This window comes from Bifidobacterium aesculapii, assembly GCF_001417815.1.
GTDB classification, from domain to species: Bacteria; Actinomycetota; Actinomycetes; order Actinomycetales; family Bifidobacteriaceae; genus Bifidobacterium; species Bifidobacterium aesculapii.
On record NZ_BCFK01000018.1, the window covers coordinates 1 to 19,850 of the forward strand.

At 65.0% G+C, this 19,850-nt stretch carries 12 protein-coding genes; 2 read left to right on the top strand and 10 right to left on the bottom strand.

All coding sequences use genetic code 11. From position 1 onward, the window contains the following. Window positions 1-34 precede the first annotated feature (34 nt). The 5 genes from BFAL_RS11950 to BFAL_RS02180 all read right to left on the bottom strand — a co-directional run bounded on the left by BFAL_RS11950 (window position 35) and on the right by BFAL_RS02180 (window position 9,388). Window positions 35-586 carry a transposase gene (locus BFAL_RS11950; protein ID WP_082440280.1) on the bottom strand — a complete coding sequence of 184 codons (552 nt, stop codon included), beginning with the start codon at window positions 584-586 and terminating at the stop codon, window positions 35-37. 338 nt (window positions 587-924) lie between these two features. After that, entirely contained in the window at window positions 925-3,111 is a 2,187-nt protein-coding gene (locus BFAL_RS02165; protein WP_055426801.1) for a YhgE/Pip domain-containing protein, read from the bottom strand. Continuing rightward, window positions 3,108-5,738 (bottom strand): YhgE/Pip domain-containing protein, encoded by a 2,631-nt coding sequence (locus BFAL_RS02170; protein ID WP_055426802.1) that lies wholly within the window; start codon window positions 5,736-5,738, stop codon window positions 3,108-3,110. The genes BFAL_RS02165 and BFAL_RS02170 overlap by 4 nt, the downstream gene beginning before the upstream one ends. Before the next feature lie 1,093 nt (window positions 5,739-6,831). Continuing rightward, window positions 6,832-7,593 (bottom strand): hypothetical protein, encoded by a 762-nt coding sequence (locus tag BFAL_RS02175; protein WP_055426803.1) that lies wholly within the window; start codon window positions 7,591-7,593, stop codon window positions 6,832-6,834. A gap of 94 nt (window positions 7,594-7,687) precedes the next feature. Beyond that, window positions 7,688-9,388: a beta strand repeat-containing protein gene (locus BFAL_RS02180; RefSeq protein WP_236691626.1), complete on the bottom strand. Its 1,701-nt coding sequence runs from the start codon at window positions 9,386-9,388 to the stop codon at window positions 7,688-7,690. A gap of 523 nt (window positions 9,389-9,911) precedes the next feature. On the opposite strand from BFAL_RS02180, the gene BFAL_RS02185 reads away from it, so the two are divergent. Beyond that, window positions 9,912-11,246, top strand: coding sequence for a putative ABC transporter permease (locus BFAL_RS02185; protein WP_055426804.1), 1,335 nt, complete (start codon window positions 9,912-9,914; stop codon window positions 11,244-11,246). Window positions 11,247-11,287: 41 nt separating this feature from the next. On the opposite strand, the gene BFAL_RS02190 is transcribed toward BFAL_RS02185, so the two are convergent. The 5 genes from BFAL_RS02190 to BFAL_RS02210 form a co-directional block, all read right to left on the bottom strand. Beyond that, window positions 11,288-12,478: a pyridoxal phosphate-dependent aminotransferase gene (locus BFAL_RS02190; protein ID WP_055426805.1), complete on the bottom strand. Its 1,191-nt coding sequence runs from the start codon at window positions 12,476-12,478 to the stop codon at window positions 11,288-11,290. Window positions 12,479-12,957: 479 nt separating this feature from the next. Then, window positions 12,958-13,950 carry a class 1b ribonucleoside-diphosphate reductase subunit beta gene (nrdF, locus tag BFAL_RS02195; RefSeq protein WP_055426806.1) on the bottom strand — a complete coding sequence of 331 codons (993 nt, stop codon included), beginning with the start codon at window positions 13,948-13,950 and terminating at the stop codon, window positions 12,958-12,960. A gap of 390 nt (window positions 13,951-14,340) precedes the next feature. Beyond that, complete coding sequence (gene nrdE, locus BFAL_RS02200) at window positions 14,341-16,548, bottom strand: class 1b ribonucleoside-diphosphate reductase subunit alpha (protein WP_055426807.1); 2,208 nt, start codon at window positions 16,546-16,548, stop codon at window positions 14,341-14,343. Between the two features lie 158 nt (window positions 16,549-16,706). Further along, window positions 16,707-17,126, bottom strand: coding sequence for a class Ib ribonucleoside-diphosphate reductase assembly flavoprotein NrdI (gene nrdI / locus BFAL_RS02205; protein ID WP_236691628.1), 420 nt, complete (start codon window positions 17,124-17,126; stop codon window positions 16,707-16,709). Window positions 17,127-17,500: 374 nt separating this feature from the next. Next, entirely contained in the window at window positions 17,501-17,788 is a 288-nt protein-coding gene (locus tag BFAL_RS02210; protein WP_055426808.1) for a glutaredoxin family protein, read from the bottom strand. A gap of 393 nt (window positions 17,789-18,181) precedes the next feature. Here BFAL_RS02210 and gnd point away from each other — a divergent pair, with 393 nt between their 5' ends. Continuing rightward, the gene (gene gnd / locus BFAL_RS02215) at window positions 18,182-19,636 is read left to right on the top strand and encodes an NADP-dependent phosphogluconate dehydrogenase (protein WP_055426809.1); all 1,455 of its coding nucleotides are present in this window, start codon (window positions 18,182-18,184) and stop codon (window positions 19,634-19,636) included. Window positions 19,637-19,850: the final 214 nt, after the last annotated feature.

Sequence of the window (19,850 nt, forward strand, 5' to 3'; positions counted from 1 at the left end):
CCCCACTTCTCCCACCCCACTTCCCCTACCCCACCTACCACCCCCCCACTTCCCCCATACTTCCCACCTTGCGCTTTCCCATGGTGCGGTAAACGGCCCATGGTGCGGTTGCTGAAAATGGCGGAATTCCACCATTATGGAGGAATTGTGTTACCGCACCATGGGAATGGTGGGGTGGAGGATGGTGTGGGGCGAGGTGCCCCGCACGCGGCACGACGGCTAGGGCATCCCCGTGTTCGTTTGACCAAGCATGCCCACGTTCATCCGGCCTGGCAGTCTTCCGTTCCTCGAGCCAGTCCCGATGCCACATGCGCAACGTATTCCGGCTGGGATACCCCAACTCCCGGATCACGTCCGCCGTGCAGCACTCGTACCGGATGTACAACTCCACCGCACGCCGCCGCTGCTCCCTCGTATACCTCGCCATGGCCCGCCTCCCGTAACCCCCAGTCCAAGAAAACGGCACCACCTCAACCTGCGCAATCGGCGACTGAACTTGCGCAATCCGGGCTCCAACCTGCGCAGTCCAAGCCATAACCTGCGCACGGGGGTACTGAAAGAAGCCTGCCGCAAGGATCCGGAACATATGCGCCACATCACGAAAAGCCCGGAATACCAAGGAAACCCCTGATGCCACCCCGCCCGGCGCGAGCCGGTCTTCACGACCCCCATGCGCAGGTTCGGCATCGGACTGTACAGGTTCGAGACCTAATCGCGCAGGTTCGATGCTACAACGCGCAGGTTCGCCATCGGACTGCGCAGGTTCACGTCCCGGCTGCGTAAATCCGACGACGAACTACCGTCTCGCAGTAGAGACGAACAAGCGCCAGACCACTTCACAGGGTTAGCAGGTAATGGGCGGGTCCCAGCACGCATATCCCGGCACGTCGCGTGCCGGAACCCGCACGGCGCCGCCCGAACCCGCTACGCCACCACCTTGGTGCTTTCCACCTTCGCCACGTACCACTGGTTGAACTTGACCAGGGGCTTGCGCAGCACCAGGCCGATGAGCAGCAGCGGCAGCACATACAACGCCAGCGCGCCCAACGCCTTCCAATAGTCCATCTCGTAGATGCCCGCGATGGCCGCACGGATCATCGTCACCGAATGCGTGATGGGCAGCAGCGGACTGATCGCAGCCAGCCAGTCGGGCAGCACCTGCAGCGGGTACGCCGCGTTCGAGCCCGCGATCTGCATGATCAGCATCAGCACGCCGATCGCCTTGCCCACGTTGCCGAAGCTCACCACCATCGTGTACGCGAAGAACGAGAACAGCAGCGAGCTCGCCCAGCCGGTGAGCATGAACAGCAGCGGGTGTACGGCCTGCACGTGGATGAACAGCAGCGCGCCTCCGAACGCGAATGTGCTCTGCAGCAGCGCGAGCAGCGCGAAGATTCCGTACCGTCCCAGATACATCTGATGCGGCCGCGGGTCGCCCAGTTCGCTGCGGATTCGCCGCGACACCGTCGTCTTCAACGTGACGGCCATGAGCAGCGCGCCCACCCACAACGGCAACAGCAGGTACAGCGGCGCGAGCGACGAACCGAAGTTCGCGACCGGGAACAGGGCCTTGCGCTTCAACTCGACCGGTGCCGCCAACGTGGCCGCCAGCGTCTCCGGATTATTGCCCAGCACCTCCCGGACCATGCTCATGTCGCCGCTGTTCAACGCGTCCGTGAGCTTGCTTTCGAACGATCCAAGCTCCTTGCCCGCAGCCGCGAGCTTGTCGGACACCTTCGTCAGCGTGCCCTGCACGTCGGCCAGATTGGTCTTCGCGCTGTCGGCGGTCGTATGCAGATCGTCGAGCGTGCCCGTCAGCCGCGAGGCGCCCGCGTCCAGAATCCTCGTCGCATCGGTCACGGAGGCGTTCAGCTGCGTGAGCTGCGGTTTGACCTGCGTGTCGAAATCCGACTTCACGCCAGCGATCGCGGACTGCGCCTGCACGGCGAGATCCTTCACCTGCGCGTGCTTGTCCTGCATGTCCGCGTTCTTCGCGCGCACGGACGCAGCCGCATCGTTGAGCCGCGTCTGCAGCGACTGCTGCAGCGCGATCGCCGCGTCGAGACGGTCCAGCATCGGTTGCAACGCCGATTGCAGGTTCGCGGGCAGCCTGCCCTGCAAATCGGCGATGGACTGGCGGATCGACTGGTATTGCGCGATCTGCGTGCCGACATGCTTCGCCTGCGTCTCCAGCGCGCCGGCCGTGTCCGTGGCCTGCGTGCCCGCGTCCGCGTACAGCGTGTCGACCGCGTCGGCCACCGCGCCGTAGCTGTCCGCGCTGCTCGACAGCGCGCCGGACAGCGCCTCGGCCGCGGTGCCCATCGCGCCGGACAGGTCGCTCACACCCTGCTTCGCGCCGTCCAGCTGCTTGCCGGCATCGCTCGCCGAACCGGCGGCGTTGTCGAGCAACGCGCCGGACGCGTCGAGCAGCGTGCCGGCGGAACCGGTGATCGTCGCGTAGTCGGCGAGCGTCGTCGACGCGCCGTTCAGCGTCGTCGCGAAATCGCCGAGATTCGCGCTGAACCGTGCGAGCGCGGTCTGCGCCTGCGGCGACGACACGTCCTCGGCGAGCTGCGACGCGATCGACAACGCCGTGCCCGTCAGCGTTTCGGCGAACATTTCGTTGATCTGCGTGCTCACTTCCGTCGCGCCTTCCGTGGTGAGGTTCGGCGCGAGCGCGTTCTTCTTCTCGTTGTCGTAGTAGTCGATCTTCACGTGCTCCACGTCGGCGGAGAAGAACGTCATCATCTTCCGGCTGAAATCCTTCGGAATGACGATGGCCGCATAGTATTTTCCGGACTTCGTGCCGTCGATCGCGTCGTCCTTCGACGTGATCGTCCAGTCGAGTTCCGAATTGGCGCGCAGCGTGTTCACGACGGTGTCGCCGATGGTGATCTTCACGGGGATGAGATCCGACTTGTAGCCTTCATCCACGCTCGCCACCGCGAACTTCAGGTTTTTGAGATTGCCGAACGGATTCCAGCTCGCCGCGATGTTGAACCAGGAGAACAATCCCGGAATCACCACCAGTCCGATGACGATGATGATGGAGACGACGTTGCTGAACATGCGTTTCACGTCCCCGGTGAACAGGCGCCAGATCGTGCTCATTGCGCGCGTCTCCCTTCATGAGTGGGTTCCAACGGTTTGACGAGGCGCTCCCTCACTCGTTCGCACTTGCGCGCCCTCGCCTTCGCGCGGGTGCGTTCGCGCTCGCGGATGTACGCGCGGATCGCGTCGTCGTCGAGGTTGCCGAGCTCCGTCTGCCGGCGCAGGTTGTCGTTCATGTATTCGATGGCGATGAGGAACGCCATGATGATGAGGATCCAGATGAGCCATGCGAGCAACGCCTCGAGCTTCGTGTTCGGCGTGAGCGAGAACGTGACCGCGAGGATGACGGGCACGACGATGCCTGCGACGAGCGCCCACCGCTTGAGCCGCGGGTAGAGCACGGCGAAACGCGCCGCCTGCCGTTCGACGCGCTCCCGGTAGCCTTCGTGGCTGGTGAGCATGCGCACCGCGGTGGACAGACGGTATTCGGTGCCCGGCATGTGCACCGGTTCGCCGATGATCATGTCGCTTTCCGCGATCTCGCGCGCGAACAGACGGTTCACGTTCGCCATGAGCGGTCGGATCAGGATGCCGAGCGCGAGGCCCAGCACCCAGTAGACGAGCAGATGGCCGATTTTCACGCACCACTGGTTGCCGTAGAATCCGCCGATCGTCTCACGGAACGCGTCGATCGAATACGTGAACGGGAAGTACGGGTACAGGTTGCGGAAGAAGTCCGGCATCATCTCAATCGGGTACAGTCCGGACGCGCCCGGAATCTGCAGGATGATCAGCGCGACGCACACGCCCTTGCCGACATGCAGGAACGTGGTCGACAGGGCGAAGATCAGCGAGGCGTACACGAGCGAGGTGATCACGCCGGTGAGTACGAACGCGAACGGGTTCACGCTCTGCACGCCGAGGACGAGGTCGCCGATCGTCGTGACCGCGCCCTGCGCCGCCGCGAACACGCTGAACAGCGTGAACCGGCCCAGATAGCCCTGCGTGATCGACATGTTCTCGATGCCCTCGTCGTCGGTTTCGAGCTTCAGGATCACGGCGAGCGCGAACGCGCCCACCCACAGGGCCATGTTGGTGAACAGCGGCGCCATGCCGGAGCCGTACGCGTTGACCGGGTACAGCTTCTTCGTGTCGAGCACGGTCGGGGAGAGCATGAACTCCGCGATGCGCTTCGTGTCGAGTTTGCCGGAACCGTCGCCGAACAGGTCGCCGAGCGTGGTGGACGTGTCGAGCGCGCGCAGGTCGGTGGCGACCGTGTCGAGCCGCGTCTGCACGCCTGCCAGCGTCTTGTCCGTATCGTCGAGCGCGGTGACGGTGTCCGCGGCGGCGTGGTCGAGCTGGTCGAGCACGACGTTCGTCTGGTCGACCAGCGCGCCCTGACTGGTCAGTCCGCCGGCGAGCGTGCCGGTGGTGCCGGCGAGCGTGTTGAGTCCGCTGTTGAGCTGCGGCAGCGCGCCGGACGTGAGCGTCTTGCGCGCGTTGGTGGTGGTGGCGAGCGTCGACTGCGTGGCGTTGTTGAAGTTCGTGGCGAGACCGGCGACGGACTGCGCGGTCTTCGCCGTGTCGTCGTTGAGGGTCTTCGCGTCCTTGAGCGTTTCGGCGGTGGCCGCGTTCTGCCGTTCGAGCTTGTCGATGACCTGCTGGAGGGCGGTGGTGTCGATGCCGGCGGGCGGGTTCGCGACGATGCCGTTGAGCGTGTCGATGACCTGCTTGTTCGTCTGGTTGACCTGCGTGAGCGTCGTCACCGCGTCGCCGACGGCGCCGTTCGCGACGGTGATGCCGCCCGCCACCTGGTTGACGCCGTCGCTCGCCTGCTGCGATGCCTGCGACAGCAGCGACGTGCCGGTGTCGAGCGTGCCGGACGTGGACGAGACGAACGTGTTGAGCGTGGATTGCGTGGCGCCGATGAGCTGCGACGTGCTGTTCAGGCCGCTGCTCGCGTCGGCGGCGAGACGTTGCACGTCGGCGAGCGCGGTGCGCGCCTCCTGCGTTTTGGTGGGCGTCTGCTTGAGCGTGGTGGTGAGTTCGCTGATTTTGTCGCGCGTGTTGACGACGTCGCGTCGCGCCTCGTCGAGTGACGTGAGCGTTTTCGTCTGGAGCGTGCCGGCGGTGGCACTGGCTTTGTCGCTCGCCTTGTTGACCGCTTCGGAGAGGACTTCACTGACGGTGGAGACGAACGTGCCGTTGACCTGCGTGTCGACGGTGCTGGCGCCGATGTCGGTGATTTTCGGCGCGATGGCGCTCGCTTTTTCGTTGACGTAGTATTCGAGGTTCGGGCGTTTGCCGCCGGTGACGACGCCGGCCATGCGGTCGCTGAAGTCTTCGGGGATGATGATGGCGGCGTAGGCTTTGCCGGATTCGACTTGGCTCATCGCCGCGGATTCGCTGGCGAACATCCAGCCGAGCTGGTTGTTCGCCTCGAGCTGGGTGACGATCTGATCGCCGAGGTTCTGTTTGCCGATGAGTGCGTTGTCGGTGCCTTTGTCGTTGTTGGCGACGACCACTTGGATGCCGTGCGTGTTGCCGTACGGGTTCCAGAATCCCACGATGTTGAACCACGCGTACAGCGGGGGGATGAGGATGAGGCCCGCGGCGATGACCCATGCCGCAGGTACCTTGAGCATGCGGATGAGGTCGCGTTTCAGTATCGCGAGAACGTTGCCCATGCTTTGCTGTCCTTTACTCTTGCCTGTGTTGTCGTGTGCTGTTGTGTGCGCGGGGTGTGCGCGGGGTGCGGTACGTTGGCGTGCGGCGGTGTGCCGTGCCGCGGTGTACACACCGCACGGTGCTGTGTCATGCCGTGTCGTGTCCCGGCGTGCATAACACGGTGCGCCGTGCGGGCATTATGTCATGCGGACACTGCGCCGTGCGGCGTAGTGCCGTGCGGGCCGAGTCGCACGGGCCGCGCCGCACTGTGTGGTGCGGCCCGTGGTACGGCCGCGACTCGCGGTGCCGCACCGTTCCTGTGGTGACGGGACCTCGGTGTTGTGCGGCGGAGCGTTGTCGGTACCGTCACGTTCCGTGCCGCAGTCCCCGGTTTGCCCGCTCTACGGATCGGTGTTCGTCCGGCGCTGTGCGTCGTGGTGCTCTCACCCTCCTGTTTGACGCACTGTCAATTTTTTATGTCGACATTCCCTATTCCACTGCATACCCTAGTCCACGGGAACGGAAAATCACCATCGATTGCCGTGTCGGTAGGCAAAGTGTCTAATTAATATCTCCGCGCGGGGCTCTCGTCGGGCGGAGTGTGGCGCGGCGTTGCTCCACACGGGGGGAAATTGAGGGTTTGTGATGGAGTGTGGAGCGTTATTGCTCCACGCAATCGTGATGGGCGCCCGCGGGGTTGAGTGTGGTGCGGTGCTGCTCCACACGCGGTTGCGGGATGCTTGTGTGGTGCGGCCGTGCTCCACATGGTGGGGAAGTGCGGGTCTGTGGGAGGGGTGTGGAGCGATATTGCTCCACACAATTATTGCGGGGTCTTTCGTGGGCGGAGTGTGGTGCGGCGCTGCTCCACACTGGGTGGGAATGGTACTGATGTGATGGGGTGTGGAGCGATATTGCTCCACATAACTGTGATGGAGCCTTCACGGGGTGGAGTGTGGTGCAGCGGCGCTCCACACTCCGCGTGATGGTTCTGATGTGGAGCAACGCTAATACCCCGGCGCGCGGAATCAGGCGATTCCGCGTACCGGGGGTTGCGTACCGGGGGCGGGTTTAGCTATACGGTGTGCAAGTAATTCCGCACACTGAGGCTGGAGATCAGGAGGCGATGGCATCGCCGGAGGAGGCGTTGCCCGAGTAGCTGCTGGAGGAGCCGGAACCCGAATCGCTGGAGTCCGAGCCGGAGGAGCCCTGGGAATCGGCACCGCTCATCGGCCCCATGCCACCGCCTTGCCCGTTGCCCGGTCCCATGCCGTTCGAGCCGCCGGGCATCTGGCCCATCTGGCTGGTGCCGGGGCCGTCGGACTTGGTCAGCGCGCTCACGGTGACGCCGCCCGCCACGCCGCCGAGCAGGCCGCACACCAGCGTCACGCCCGCGATGATTGCGATCGCCTTGCCGCCCAGCTTGCCGGCGGGTGTTCCGGCCGCGATTCCGGGAACGCCGCCCGGGAAGCCCTCTCCGGGCGCGGCCACGCCCGAAGCGTTGCCGATTCCAGACGGCGTGGCCTGTGTGTTCGGTGTGAATGCGGGCGTGTACGAGTATCCGCCGGAAGCTCCTGCGAAGCCGCCGGCTGCGCCGTATCCGTTCTGCCCGTATCCGTTGCCGAATCGGTTTGCAGGTGTGGAATCGACTTGCGTGGACTCGCCTGCCCCGCGCGTGGTCTGGGCGTGTGGGGCCGCGCTGTAGGTGGTGCCGAACGCGTTCTGGGCGCCGGGCTGCTGGGCCGGAGCGGTCTGCTGCGGCGGCAGCGTGGTCGTGGTCGTTTCGCCGCGGTCGGCGGAATCCTGCCGGCCGATGACGGTGGTGTTCTGGTCGTTCGTCGCGTTGCCGTTGGCGCTGGTGTTGTTGGTGCTGGTCATGATGAGTCCTTTCAGAGGTGGAATCGATGGAAGTGGATGGGGGTTGGTGGAAAAGGAAAGAAACGAATGACGAGGCCGCCGCATCGGCATCCGCTCACATCGACCATGTGGTCGAGGTGCCGAACTGCGTGTCGTAGTCGGAACGGTCGATGAGGTCGGTGGCGAGCGTCGTGCCGTCGCCGGTCGCGTCGTCGGGCAATGTCGTCGAATAGTCGCCGGTCACGGTCACCGCTACGTCGGAATCGCCCTTGACGACGGTCTTGCCGTTCGTCTTGATCGTGACCGTATCGCCGTCGGCGTCGACGACCTTGCCGCCGTCCGCCACGTTGAGCGCGGAAACGGTGGCGTCGCCGGTCACGACCCACGTGGAGGTGCCGTCCACGTTCACCGTGATCGGCGCGTCCGTCGTGCCGTCGGACGGCGCGCTCGCGTTTTCGGTGATGCTCGCGGCGCCGGTCCACGTCGAACCCTCAAGCAGGTTCAGCGTGACCGACGAAATCGTGTCCGCGCTCACCGTGCCCTTGAGCGTCTGATTGCGGCCGGTGAACGTGACCGTCGCGCCGTTCGAACCGGCCTGGCCCCAACTGTTCGCGTTGTTGCCGGCCGCGGTGATGAGCGCCGCCTTGTCCGAATCGAAGTCGAGCGTCGTGTTCGACAGGACGACGTCGGCCGTGGTGTTCGTGAAGTAGAACATCGAACCGGATTCGATCGCGGATTTCAGCGTCGAATCGGCGGCCTGGAACGTCGCGTGCTCGCCGGTCGAGGATTCCGCGTCGCCGGAGGTCGACTGGTAGATGATGACACCGTTCGCCACTGGGTCGCTCGCCGTCTTGTCCGTGATCGTGCTGGTCAAAGTCGAATCCTTGATGAGGATCGTGTTGAGACCCTCCATGCCGGCGATCTGCGAGCCGGTGGACGTGCCGGTCACGTTCGTCACCTGCACGTCGCCGGTCGAGTAGAGCAACGGTGAGCCGGAACCGGCGGTGTTCAGCGTGGCGTCGTTGAGCGAGATCGAGCCGCCGCCGCGGTCGGTGGCGACGGTCGCGCTGTGGTCGCCCTGCGTGTCCGCCGTGATGCTGCCGGCGAGGATCGTGCCGCCGTACGTCGCGTCGAGGCCGCGCGAATTGTCGCCGGTCGTGTCGATTTGCGTGTCGGAGACGAGTGCGGTGCCCGAGTCGGTGACGAACACGGCGTTCGAACCGGACGAGTCGGCGGTGAGTGTCGACCCGGAAATCACGGTTTTCGAGTCTTCGCCGACGGTCAGGGAGACGGAGTTCGTGCCGTAGAAGTTGTTGTTGTCGGCATTGTCGGAGTCACCGGATTTCGTCAGCGTCGCGTCGGTGAGGGTCAACGTGCCGCCGTTGCGCGCGAGTGCCGCGTTCTGGTCGGTGTCGGTGGCCGACGTGGTCTCGCCCGTCGATTCGACCGACTTGCCGTCTGCCGTGAGCGCCGCCGTGTAGGTGCCGGTGTAGTCGTAGCTCATCGTGTTCGCGCCGCCGGGGACGCCCATCTGGTTGGTGATGGTGCCGTTCGGGGCGGTGCCGCCGGTTGTGGTTCGCATGATCGCCGTGCCGGCCGCGCCGCCGCCGAAGCCGACGACGAGTGCGGCCGCGGCGGCCAAACCGACGATTGCGCCGCTCGAGGAGGTGATGTTGCGGCCACGGGCGGGGCGTTTCGCGGTGTTGGGGGTCGGCCCCGTGGCAGTGTTGGTGGCGGTGCTGGTCTCGCCGGCGTTCGCGCGGTTCGCACGGGCCATGATCCGCCGCTTGCCGGAGGCCTGAGTGATGCTGCTCATGATGATGCCTTTCCTTTGCAGTCCGACCGTTCGATGTGCGCCAAACGCTTGCGGCGGCGCCTCCGGTCGCCGGGGTGGTGGGCCGATGGTGCCGGCGATCGGAGTCCGTTCGGTCGGTGTGTTCGGTATTCAGTACACCGCTGCGGCCGGGGAGAAGGCTTGCGTGGCCGTGCAAGCCTTCTTCGGGCTTACGTAATCATCGCTGTACGGTTCTTGGACGTTTCCTGAAAACGAACGTTTGCCGTCGTTGCGGAGGTTCGATTCGGGAAGGAGCCGAGGCCAATGGCCCCGGGGAATTACGGGCAGCGGCCAAACAATACGGGCAAATCCACCGTTATTCCCGCTTTACAGCGTCAAACGGACGTTCCAGGGGCGTCATTTCGTCCGTTCGGCGCTGTAAATACCGGGAAACGGGGTTACGGGCCGTCATGTTAGCCTATTGACATCGTTGGGATGTTGTCGCTCCTGCGCCGTTGGCCCGGAGCCGTTGGTTCGTCAGCATCGGGCGCGGAAGGGAGCCGGTATGGTGCAGTCCCAGAAGAAAGAGTCGGCGCAATCCGTGACGCCGGCATCGCAGCAGGGCGGGTCGGCCCGAAACGATGCGGAGACCGATGCGTCCGCAGGTGCGCTCGCCGGAACCGAATCGGCGGCGGTCGCGGATCTCGTCGCGGTGGAACTCGACGAACAGGATCGGCTCGACGCCACGCGCTTGCCGTTCATCGTGCGCGTCTACGGCGTGCTCGTACTGCTCGACGGGCTCGTCACATTGCCGATCGTCGTGCTCGCGTCCATCGCCGCCGTCAAGTCGATCATGCGCGGCGAGCTCACGTTCGACGCGGCCAGTCTGACGGCCGTGCTCACCGCGCTGCAGGCGCTCGTGCTCATCGCCTCCGCCATCGCGCTCGTCGTGTTCGGCGTGCTGCTGCTGCGCAACCGCCGCCGCTACGCCGCGCGATGGGCGTACGTGCTGATGCCCGTCACACTGGCCGAAGGCATGCTGTCGCTCGCGCTGGAAGGATTGGGCGCGAACCTCATCGCGCCGGGCGTGCGCATGGCGCTGCTCGTGGCGGTGTCCGTGGCGTGCGATCCCGGGCTGATCGAGGAACGACGTCTGCAACGCGCGCTCAAACGCATGGACGACCGTTCCGCCTACGAAAGCGCCGTCAAAACGGGCATGCTCGGGCGCGACCCGTCCGGCAAAGGCTATATCGCGCTCGACTTCTTCAACATCTTCTGGCTGTTCACCGTGGCGTGCGTGTTCGGCCTCGCCATCGAGACCGTATACCACATGGCGATGTACCACGGCGAACTGCAGGACCGCGCGGGCCTGCTGTGGGGCCCGTTCTCGCCGATCTACGGGTGCGGCGCGGTGCTCGTCACCGTCTCGCTCAACCGGTTGTGGAAGTCGAACCCGTTCCTCATCTTCTGCGCGTCGGCGGTGATCGGCGGCGTGTTCGAATACGCGACCAGCTGGTTCATGGAGGTGGCGTTCGGCATCACCGCATGGGACTACACCGGCCAGTGGCTTTCGATCGACGGGCGCACGTCCGGCAAATACATGGTCTTCTGGGGGCTGATCGGCGTGGTATGGGTGCGGTGGATTCTGCCGCGGCTGCTGCGGCTCATCAACCGCATCCCGTGGAAGGTGCGGTATTCGCTCACCACCGTGTGCGCGGTGCTGATGGTCGTCGACATCGTGTTCACGCTGATGGCGCTCGACTGCTGGTACGGGCGCATGGCCGGCCTGCCGCAGGATTCGCCCATCACCCAGTGGTTCGCCATGAATTACGGTGACGATTTCATGGCGAACCGGTTCCAGACGATGAGCATCGACCCGTCCAAGGCCGGCAGGGCGTGACGCCCGGCGTCACCGGGTAGGTCTTCGGGCCGGCCCTACGCCTACAGTCCGTACTGTTCGCGGGCGAAGCGTTCCAGCGCGGGGATCGACCGCTTGACCTTCTCCGTGTCTATGCAGTAGGCCATGCGGAAGTAGCCGGGCACGCCGAAGCTCTCCGACGGCACGAGGATTAGATCGTATTCCTTCGCCTTGAGGCAGAACGCGGTCGCGTTCTCCTCGAGCGCCTTCGGGAAGATGTAGAACGTGCCGCCGGGGCGCACCACGTCGAAGCCGATCGACGTGAGCGCGTCGTACAGCAGGTTCATGTTCGTCTCGTACACGGACAGGTCGGAGGTCTCGTCGAGCACCTTCGCCACGCCCAGCTGGATCGAGCTCGGCGGGCAGTTGTGGCCGGTGCCGCGCGAGATCTGGCCCATCATCGGCACGAGCAGGTCCGCGTCCGTGGCGGCCGGGTTCACCGCCACGTAGCCGATGCGCTCGCCCGGCAGGCTCAGCGACTTCGACCACGAGTAGCAGGTGAGCGTGTTCGCATAGAAGTTCGCCGAGTACGGCTGTGCGTTGCCGTCGAACACGATCTCGCGGTACGGTTCGTCGCTGATGAGGAAGATGTCGTGGCCGTATTCTTGCTGCTTCGCGGTGAGGATCGAGGCGAGGCGCGTGAGCGTCGCCTCGGAGTAGACGGCGCCGGACGGGTTGTTCGGCGTGTTGATGAGCACCGCCTGCACGTTCGGGTTGAGCGCCTCCTCGAACGCCTCGAAGTTGATCTGGAAGCTCGCGGTGTCTGCGGGGATGGCGGTCAGGTGCGCGCCGGTGCCGTTCACGTACGGCTGGTATTCGGGGAAGTACGGTGCGAACGTGATGATCTCGTCGCCGGGTTTGGTAACGGCGCGCATCGCGTGGGCGAGGGCGCCGGCCGCGCCGGTGGTCGGGAAGATGTGGTTGCCGGTGTAGCTGGTGCCGAATCGGCGGTTGAGCGAATCGGCGATGGCCTCCTTCACGCTCGGAATGCCGAGCGAGGGGGAGTAGCCGTGGATGGCGACCGGGTCGCCGTGCTCGTACAGGTCGACCATCGTCCTGGTGAAGTCGGCGGGCGCCGGCACGGAGGGGTTGCCGAGCGAGTAGTCGAAGACGTTCTCGTACCCGATTTCCTTGCCGCGGGCCGTCGCGTATTCGCTCAATTCGCGGATGACGGATTTGCCGCCGAGCATCGCCTTGTATTCCTCGTTGATCATGGAACTCCTCCTTGTCCGAAGCCAGATACCCCTATTCAACCACTTCGCATCGGATGAGGAGGGCTTTGCCTTCCATTCGGCCGCATGCCGGCGGTGTGTGTCGGGCCGCTGCGTGGTGCGGCCCGCTTCCATTGCCGGCTTGTTGCGTTGGGAGGGGTACATCGGCGTCCTCTCGGACATCCATCTGCGTTACAAGGGGTGCCCGGCATCGTTGCCCCACGCCCATTCAGGCCCGATTACGCCCATAATAGGCCGTATGCCGCAGGCGAGGCACCCCTCGTAACGCAGATAAACCCCGACAATGGCGGAAATGCACCCCTCGTAACGCAGATGGCGCCCCCATGGTGAACTAGACACGTCCCCATGGTGGCGCCATCTGCGGCGCCTACTCTGAGCGGATAACCATCGGCGCGATTTTCGTGCGCAAAACACCGGTTTTGCGCACGAAAATCGCGCCGAGAACAGTCGGGAGCGATGGCTCAGAAGTCCCAATCGTCGTCGTCGGTCTCCTCGGCCTTGCCCATCACGTAGGAGGAGCCGGAACCGGAGAAGAAGTCGTGGTTCTCGTCCGCATTCGGCGAGAGGGAGGCGATGATCGCCGGGTTCACGTCGCAGATCTCCGCGGGGAACAGGGCCGGGTAGCCGAGGTTCATCAGCGCCTTGTTTCCGTTGTAGCGCAGGAACTTCTCCACGTCGTCCACGAGACCCACGCCGCCGTACAGCGACTCGGTGTACTCCACCTCGTTGTCGTACAGCTCGTTCAGGAGGTCGTACGTGTATTCGCGCAGTTCCTCGCGCTTCGCCTCGCTCGCCAGTTCCAGACCCTTCTGGTACTTGTAGCCGATGTAGTAGCCGTGCACGGCCTCGTCGCGGATGATGAGGCGGATCACGTCGGCGGTGTTCGTGAGCTTCGCGTGGCTCGAGAAGTACATCGGCAGGTAGAAGCCGGAGTAGAACAGGAACGATTCGAGCAGCGTGGAAGCGACCTTGCGCTTCAGGGGGCTGTCGCCCTCGTAGTAGTCGAGCACGATTTGCGCCTTCTTCTGCAGATACTCGTTCTCCTCGCTCCATGCGAACGCGGCGTCGATCTGCTCGGTCGAGCACAGCGTGGAGAAGATGGAGGAGTACGACTTCGCATGCACGGACTCCATGAACGCGATGTTCGTGTACACGGCCTCCTCGTGCGGTGTGAGCGCGTCCGGGATGAGCGAGACCGCGCCCACGGTGCCCTGGATCGTGTCGAGCAGCGTGAGACCGGTGAACACGCGCATGGTGAGCGTGTGCTCCTCCTCGCTCATCGACTGCCAGGAGGGGATGTCGTTGGAGACGGGCACCTTTTCCGGCAGCCAGAAGTTGCCGGTCAGGCGGTCCCACACTTCGAGGTCTTTCTCGTCCTCGAGGCGGTTCCAGTTGATCGCGGAGACGCGGTCGATGAGCTTGAGCGGTTTGCGCGGTACTGAGATCGGTGCCATGGTGGGTTCCTTGTCGTTGTGGGCTGGTGTGTCGTGTGTTCGGTTGATTCGATTCGTTCAGTCGTCGTCGCCGTCGGTGCGACGGTCGCGCTCGGCGAACTCCTCGGGCGCGGTCAGGCGCAGAATCATGCGGTATACGGTCTTCGACATTCTCGCGCTCTCTTTCTACGTTTCGTGCATGGTGAGACTGGCGGAGTGGGAGGTGGGGTGTGCGTGACGTGTGCGGCCTCGAGGCGCACCGAGGGAAGGCGTACGAAGGTACGTCGACCGAGGAGCAACGACGAGGACGCTCCGTCCACATGAAGACTCTGATGCGTGCGGCATCGAGGCGCGGCGGGCGAAGGCGTACGAAGGTACGTCGAGTCCGCCCGCAACGCGGATGACGCTCCATCAGAGCATGCAGGAGACGCAGCCGGCCACTTCCGTGCCCTCAAGCGCCTGCTGGCGGATGCGGATGTAGTAGAGCGTCTTGATGCCTTTGCGCCACGCGTAGATCTGGGCCTTGTTCACGTCGCGCGTGGTGGCGGTGTCCGGGAAGAACAAGGTGAGCGACAGGCCCTGGTCGACGTGCTGGGTGGCTTCGGCGTACGTGTCGACGATGGCCTGCCATCCGATCTCGTACGCGTCCTGGAAGTACTCCAGATTGTCGTTGGTCATGTACGGCGCGGGGTAGTACATGCGCCCGATCTTGCCTTCCTTGCGGATTTCGATCTTGGAGGCGATCGGGTGGATCGACGACGTGCTGTGGTTGATGTACGAGATGGAACCGGTGGGCGGCACGGCTTGCAGGTTCTGGTTGTACAGTCCGTCGCGCAGGATCTCGTCGCGCAGCGCGGCCCAGTCGGCCACGGTCGGAATCGCCACGCCGTAGCGCGCGAACAGGTCGCGCACGGCCGCGGTGCGCGGTTCGATGGAGCGGCGTCCGTCGGTGTACTTGTCGAAGTAGTTGCCGGCGCCGGCGGGCTTGGCGTAATCGGACTTCTCGAATCCGACGAACGCGCGGCCCCGCTCCACGGCGAGCGCGTGCGAGGCGCGGTAGGCGTGGTAGGCGACGGTCATGAAGTACATGTCGGTGAAGTCGAGCGCCTCGCCGGAGCCGTAGCGGAATCCTTCGCGCGCGAGGAAGCCGTGCAGGTTCATCTGGCCGAGGCCGATCGCGTGGCCTTCCTCGTTGGCGCGGCGGATCGACGGCACCGCGTCGATCGACGTGTGTTCGGCGACGGCGGTCAGCGCGCGGATCGCGGTTTCGACGGTGCCGGCGAGGCCGCCGTCCATCGCCTTCGCGATGTTCAGCGAGCCGAGGTTGCAGGACACGTCGCGGCCGACGTGCTCGTAGGAGAGGTCTTCGCGGTAGACGCTTGGCTCCTGCACCTGCAGGATCTCCGAGCACAGGTTCGACATGGTCACGCGGCCGTCGATCGGGTTCGCGCGGTTGACGGTGTCTTCGAAGACGAGGTACGGGTAGCCGGATTCGAACTGGAGTTCGGCGAGCGTGGTGAAGAACTTGCGCGCGTCGATGTACGTTTTCTTGATGCGCTCGTCGGCCACCATCTCGTCGTACTTCTCGGTGACGGAGATGTCGGCGAACGGTTTGCCGTACACGCGTTCCACGTCGTACGGGCTGAACAGCGCCATCTTCTCCTTGCGCTTGGCGAGTTCGAACGTCACGTCCGGCACGACGACGCCGAGCGCGAGCGACTTGATGCGGATCTTTTCGTCGGCGTTTTCGCGCTTGGTGTCGAGGAAACGCATGATGTCCGGATGATGCGCGTTGAGGTAGACGGCGCCCGCGCCCTGGCGCGCGCCGAGCTGGTTCGCGTACGAGAACGAGTCCTCCAGCAGCTTCATGACGGGCACGACGCCGCTCGACTGGTTTTCGATGTGCTTGATCGGCGCGCCGAGTTCGCGCAGGTTGCTCAGCAGCAGCGCCACGCCGCCGCCGCGCTTCGACAGCTGCAGGGCCGCGTTGATGCCGCGCGAGATCGACTCCATGTTGTCTTCGATGCGCACGAGGAAGCAGCTGACCGGTTCGCCGCGCTGCGCCTTGCCGAGGTTGAGGAACGTGGGCGTGGCCGGCTGGAAGCGGCCGGCGAGCATTTCGTCGAGGTATCGCACGGCCGCATCCTCGTCGCCGGCGGCCAGGTCGAGCGCGACGGCCGCGCAACGCTGCGGGAAGTCCTCGAGGTACGTTGTGCCGTCGAACGATTTGAGGGCGTAGGAGCGGAAGAACTTGAACGCGCCGAGGAACGTTTCGAACTCGTAGTGCGCGTCCGCGGCGTGCGCGTAGAACGAGTCGAGGAATTCGGCGCTGTAGCGGGCGAACACGTCGCCGTCGTAGTAGTTGCCGTCGATGAGCCAGCGCAGGCGCTCGCCGGTGGTGGCGAAGCGCTTGGTGTTCGGCTCGATCTCGTTCGCGATGTAGGCGCGCTCGGCTTCCTTGTCTTTGCCGAACTGGATTTGGCCGTGCTCGTCGTACAGGTTGAGCATGGCGTTGAGCGCGTGGTAGTCGGTGCTGGGGTCGTAGTTGGGGATGGTCGCGTTCGCGGCGGATGCTGAGGTCGCGTTCGTGGCGTTCGTGTTCGCGGTGGTGTCGGTCATCGTGAATCGGGTCTTTCGGTCTGTCTTGCGGTCTGTTGTTCGGTCTGTTGTTCGGTGGGTCGGATAGGTCGGCTGCGGGCGTCGGGGCCGTGGTGCCCGCACGTTCCGTGCGCGTCCGCGGCGCCGACGGCCACGGTCACGTCGTCAGCGCGTCGGCGTCAGAGCGATTGCGTGAAGAATCGCACGAGGCCGTCGCGCACCTTGCGCGAGTCCTCGCGCGTGCCCATCAGCTCGAAACGGTAGAGGTACGGCACGCGGCATTTCGCGGCGATGATGTCGCCCGCGGCGCCGTACGCGGTGCCGAAGTTCGTGTTTCCGGAGGCGATCACGCCGCGGATCCACGCGCGGTTCGCCGGACGGTTGAGGAACCGTTTGACCTGCGGCGGCACGGCTTTGCGCGCGTCGCCGCCGCCGTAGGTGGGCACCATGATGACGTACGGTTCGCGCACGTTGAGCACCGGCGCGTTCGGTTTGAGCGGGATGCGGTACACGTTGATGCCGGCCTCGCCGAGCTTGAGCCCGGCGACGAACCGCGACGTGTTCTCCGACGCGGACGAGAAGTACACGAGTGCGCCGATGGCCTTGGCGCGGCCTTGCCGGGCCGTGGATTCCGGTGCGCTCGGAGTGGAGTCGTCGTGCGTGGTGGTTTCGCCGCCGTGCAGCGCGATGGGGGCGCTGCGGTGTGCGGCGCCGTGTCCGGAGGTGTGGACGTGCGGCTCGTGCGATGTCTCCTGTGCATCGTGCGTTTCACACGATGAGGATGTCCGGAATCTGCCGGGATTCGTGGGCGCTGCGCCGCCGGTCAGGGCGCTGAGGTCCTGCGGTCCGTTGGGCGCGGCGTGCACCTGTCGGGATGCTGCCGCGGCCGTTCGGGGGCGGGCCTCATGCACGCCGGTCAGGGCGCTGAGATCCTTGGGGCCGTTGGGTGCGGCGCTGACCTTCGGGGTTGTGCTCATGCGGCGACGGCGTGCGCTTCGACGGTGTTCGCGGCGGCCGCGGGTGCCTGTGCGGCGGAGGTCTTCGCGAGCTCGCGGATCAGGTCCGGGCGGTAGCCGGTCCACGAGTTGTCCGGCGTGATGACGACCGGCGCCTGCTGGAAGCCGGCCTGCTGCAGCTGTTCCAGCGTGGACGGGTTCTGCGTCAGGTCCACCGTCTCGAACGGGATGCCGAGCTTGGTCAGCTGGCGCTTGGTGGCGTCGCACTGCGGGCAACGCGGCTTGGTGAACACGGTGACGGTCATGGTGGTCTCCGATCGAGTGTGGGCGGTTGATGCCGGCGGCATGAAGTCGTGCGGAGGATAGACTACCGGGGATTGATTCCCGAGTAAACGCTATCCGTAGTGGCGTGTCGTCGAGCATATCGCTAGATGTAGTGCCGTGGTGCTGTGGCGGCAAAACGCCGGAATCCCGGCGGACACGCCGTGGCGCGGCGTGCGGCGCAACGTGGCGGAAGGGGCGGAATCGTGGCGGAACCGGAAAATGTCGTGTTCGTCACATTGTGATGCATCCCGCGGCGTTGCGCCATAAGACGAGTAGGTGACGGCTGGTGCATGACGGGTTAGACTTTCCTTGGATAATCAAGCCTGTCCAGCGGCGTACGCGGGCGGGTGACGTCTCGATCGAAAGGCAAGGCAATGGCCGAAGCTAAGGCGAATATCGGTGTGATCGGACTGGCTGCGATGGGGTCGAACCTGGCGCGGAATCTGGCGCATCACGGCAATACGGTGGCGTTGTTCAACCGTCATTACTCCCGTACCGAGAAGCTCATGGCCGAGCATGGCGCCGAGGGTGATTTCGTGCCGGCGAAGACGCTGGAGGAGTTCGCGGCGTCGTTGAAGCGTCCGCGCACCGCGATCATCATGGTCAAGGCCGGCGGCCCGACCGACGCGGTGATCGAGCAGCTCGAGGAGGTGTTCGAGCCGGGCGACATCATCGTCGACGGCGGCAACTCGTTCTTCAAGGACACCATCAAGCGTGAGAAGGAGGTGCGCGCCAAGGGCTTCCACTTCGTGGGCTGCGGCGTGTCCGGCGGCGAGGAAGGCGCGCTCAACGGCCCGTCCCTGATGCCCGGCGGCACCGTGGAGTCGTGGAAGACGCTCGGCCCGATCCTTGAGTCGATCGCGGCGAAGGTGAACGGCGAGCCGTGCGTGACGCACATCGGCACCGACGGCGCCGGCCACTTCGTGAAGATGGTGCACAACGGCATCGAGTACGCGGACATGCAGGTGATCGGCGAGGCGTACGACATCCTGCGTCGCGGTCTGGGCTTGGACGCCGAGGAGATCGCGGACGTGTTCGACGAGTGGAACAAGGGCGATTTGGATTCCTACCTGATCGAGATCACCGCCGAAGTGCTGCACCACAAGGATGCGGCCACCGGCAAGCCGTTCGTGGACGTGGTCGTGGACCATGCGGGCATGAAGGGCACCGGCACGTGGACCGTGCAGACCGGTCTTGAGTTCGGCTCCCCGGTCGCCTCGATCGGCGAGGCCGTGTTCGCGCGCGCCCTGTCCTCGCACGGCGAGCTGCGCGAGGCCGCCCAGAAGGAGAACCTGGCCGGTCCGAACAAGACGATCGACTTGGACGGTGAGGATAAGGCCGCGTTCATCGAGGATGTGCGCAAGGCGCTGTTCGCCTCCAAGGTGGTGGCGTACGCGCAGGGCCTGAACGAGATCCAGGACGGCGCGAAGGAGTATGGCTGGGACATCAACCTGTCCGAGGTGGCGCGCATCTGGCGTGGCGGCTGCATTATCCGCGCGCAGTTCCTGCTGGACCGCATCACCGAGGCGTTCAAGGGCGACAACCCGCCCGCCTCGCTGCTGTTCGACCCGTACTTCGAGAAGATCATCGGCGAATCGCAGGACGCGTGGCGCCGCGTGATCGTCAAGGCCATCGAGGCGGGCATCCCCACCCCGGTGTTCTCCAGCTCCCTGGCCTACTACGACGGCCTGCGCTCCAAGCGTCTGCCCACCGCTCTGACCCAGTCGCAGCGCGACCTGTTCGGCGCTCACACCTACGGCCGCGTCGACAAGCCCGGCGTGTTCCACACGTTGTGGGCCGAAGAGGGCAAGCCTGAGATTGAAGCCTGAGGCTTCAATCTCAGGCTTAGGACGGCCCGGTGGGCCGTCCGGCCCTCTTCGGGCTTGGCGATAGCCAAGCAAGACAACATGAAGCCGGAAGAGCAGCAGAGCTGATCTTCCGGCTTGAGGACGGCCCGGTGGGCCGTCCGACCGGCTCAGGTCCGGCGATAGCCGGACAGGACAAGGCTTAGGGAAGCCCGGTGGGCTTCCCGGCCCTCTTCGG

Bases quoted from the DNA above. Each gene is read 5' to 3' on its own strand.
- BFAL_RS02165 (WP_055426801.1), bottom strand. From the start codon at position 3,111: ATGAGCACGATCTGGCGCCTGTTCACCGGGGACGTGAAACGCATGTTC.
- gnd (WP_055426809.1), top strand. From the start codon at position 18,182: ATGGCCGAAGCTAAGGCGAATATCGGTGTGATCGGACTGGCTGCGATG.
- BFAL_RS02190 (WP_055426805.1), bottom strand. From the start codon at position 12,478: ATGATCAACGAGGAATACAAGGCGATGCTCGGCGGCAAATCCGTCATC.
- BFAL_RS11950 (WP_082440280.1), bottom strand. From the start codon at position 586: ATGTTCCGGATCCTTGCGGCAGGCTTCTTTCAGTACCCCCGTGCGCAG.
- BFAL_RS02185 (WP_055426804.1), top strand. From the start codon at position 9,912: ATGGTGCAGTCCCAGAAGAAAGAGTCGGCGCAATCCGTGACGCCGGCA.
- BFAL_RS02170 (WP_055426802.1), bottom strand. From the start codon at position 5,738: ATGGGCAACGTTCTCGCGATACTGAAACGCGACCTCATCCGCATGCTC.
- nrdF (WP_055426806.1), bottom strand. From the start codon at position 13,950: ATGGCACCGATCTCAGTACCGCGCAAACCGCTCAAGCTCATCGACCGC.
- nrdE (WP_055426807.1), bottom strand. From the start codon at position 16,548: ATGACCGACACCACCGCGAACACGAACGCCACGAACGCGACCTCAGCA.
- BFAL_RS02210 (WP_055426808.1), bottom strand. From the start codon at position 17,788: ATGACCGTCACCGTGTTCACCAAGCCGCGTTGCCCGCAGTGCGACGCC.
- BFAL_RS02180 (WP_236691626.1), bottom strand. From the start codon at position 9,388: ATGAGCAGCATCACTCAGGCCTCCGGCAAGCGGCGGATCATGGCCCGT.
- BFAL_RS02175 (WP_055426803.1), bottom strand. From the start codon at position 7,593: ATGACCAGCACCAACAACACCAGCGCCAACGGCAACGCGACGAACGAC.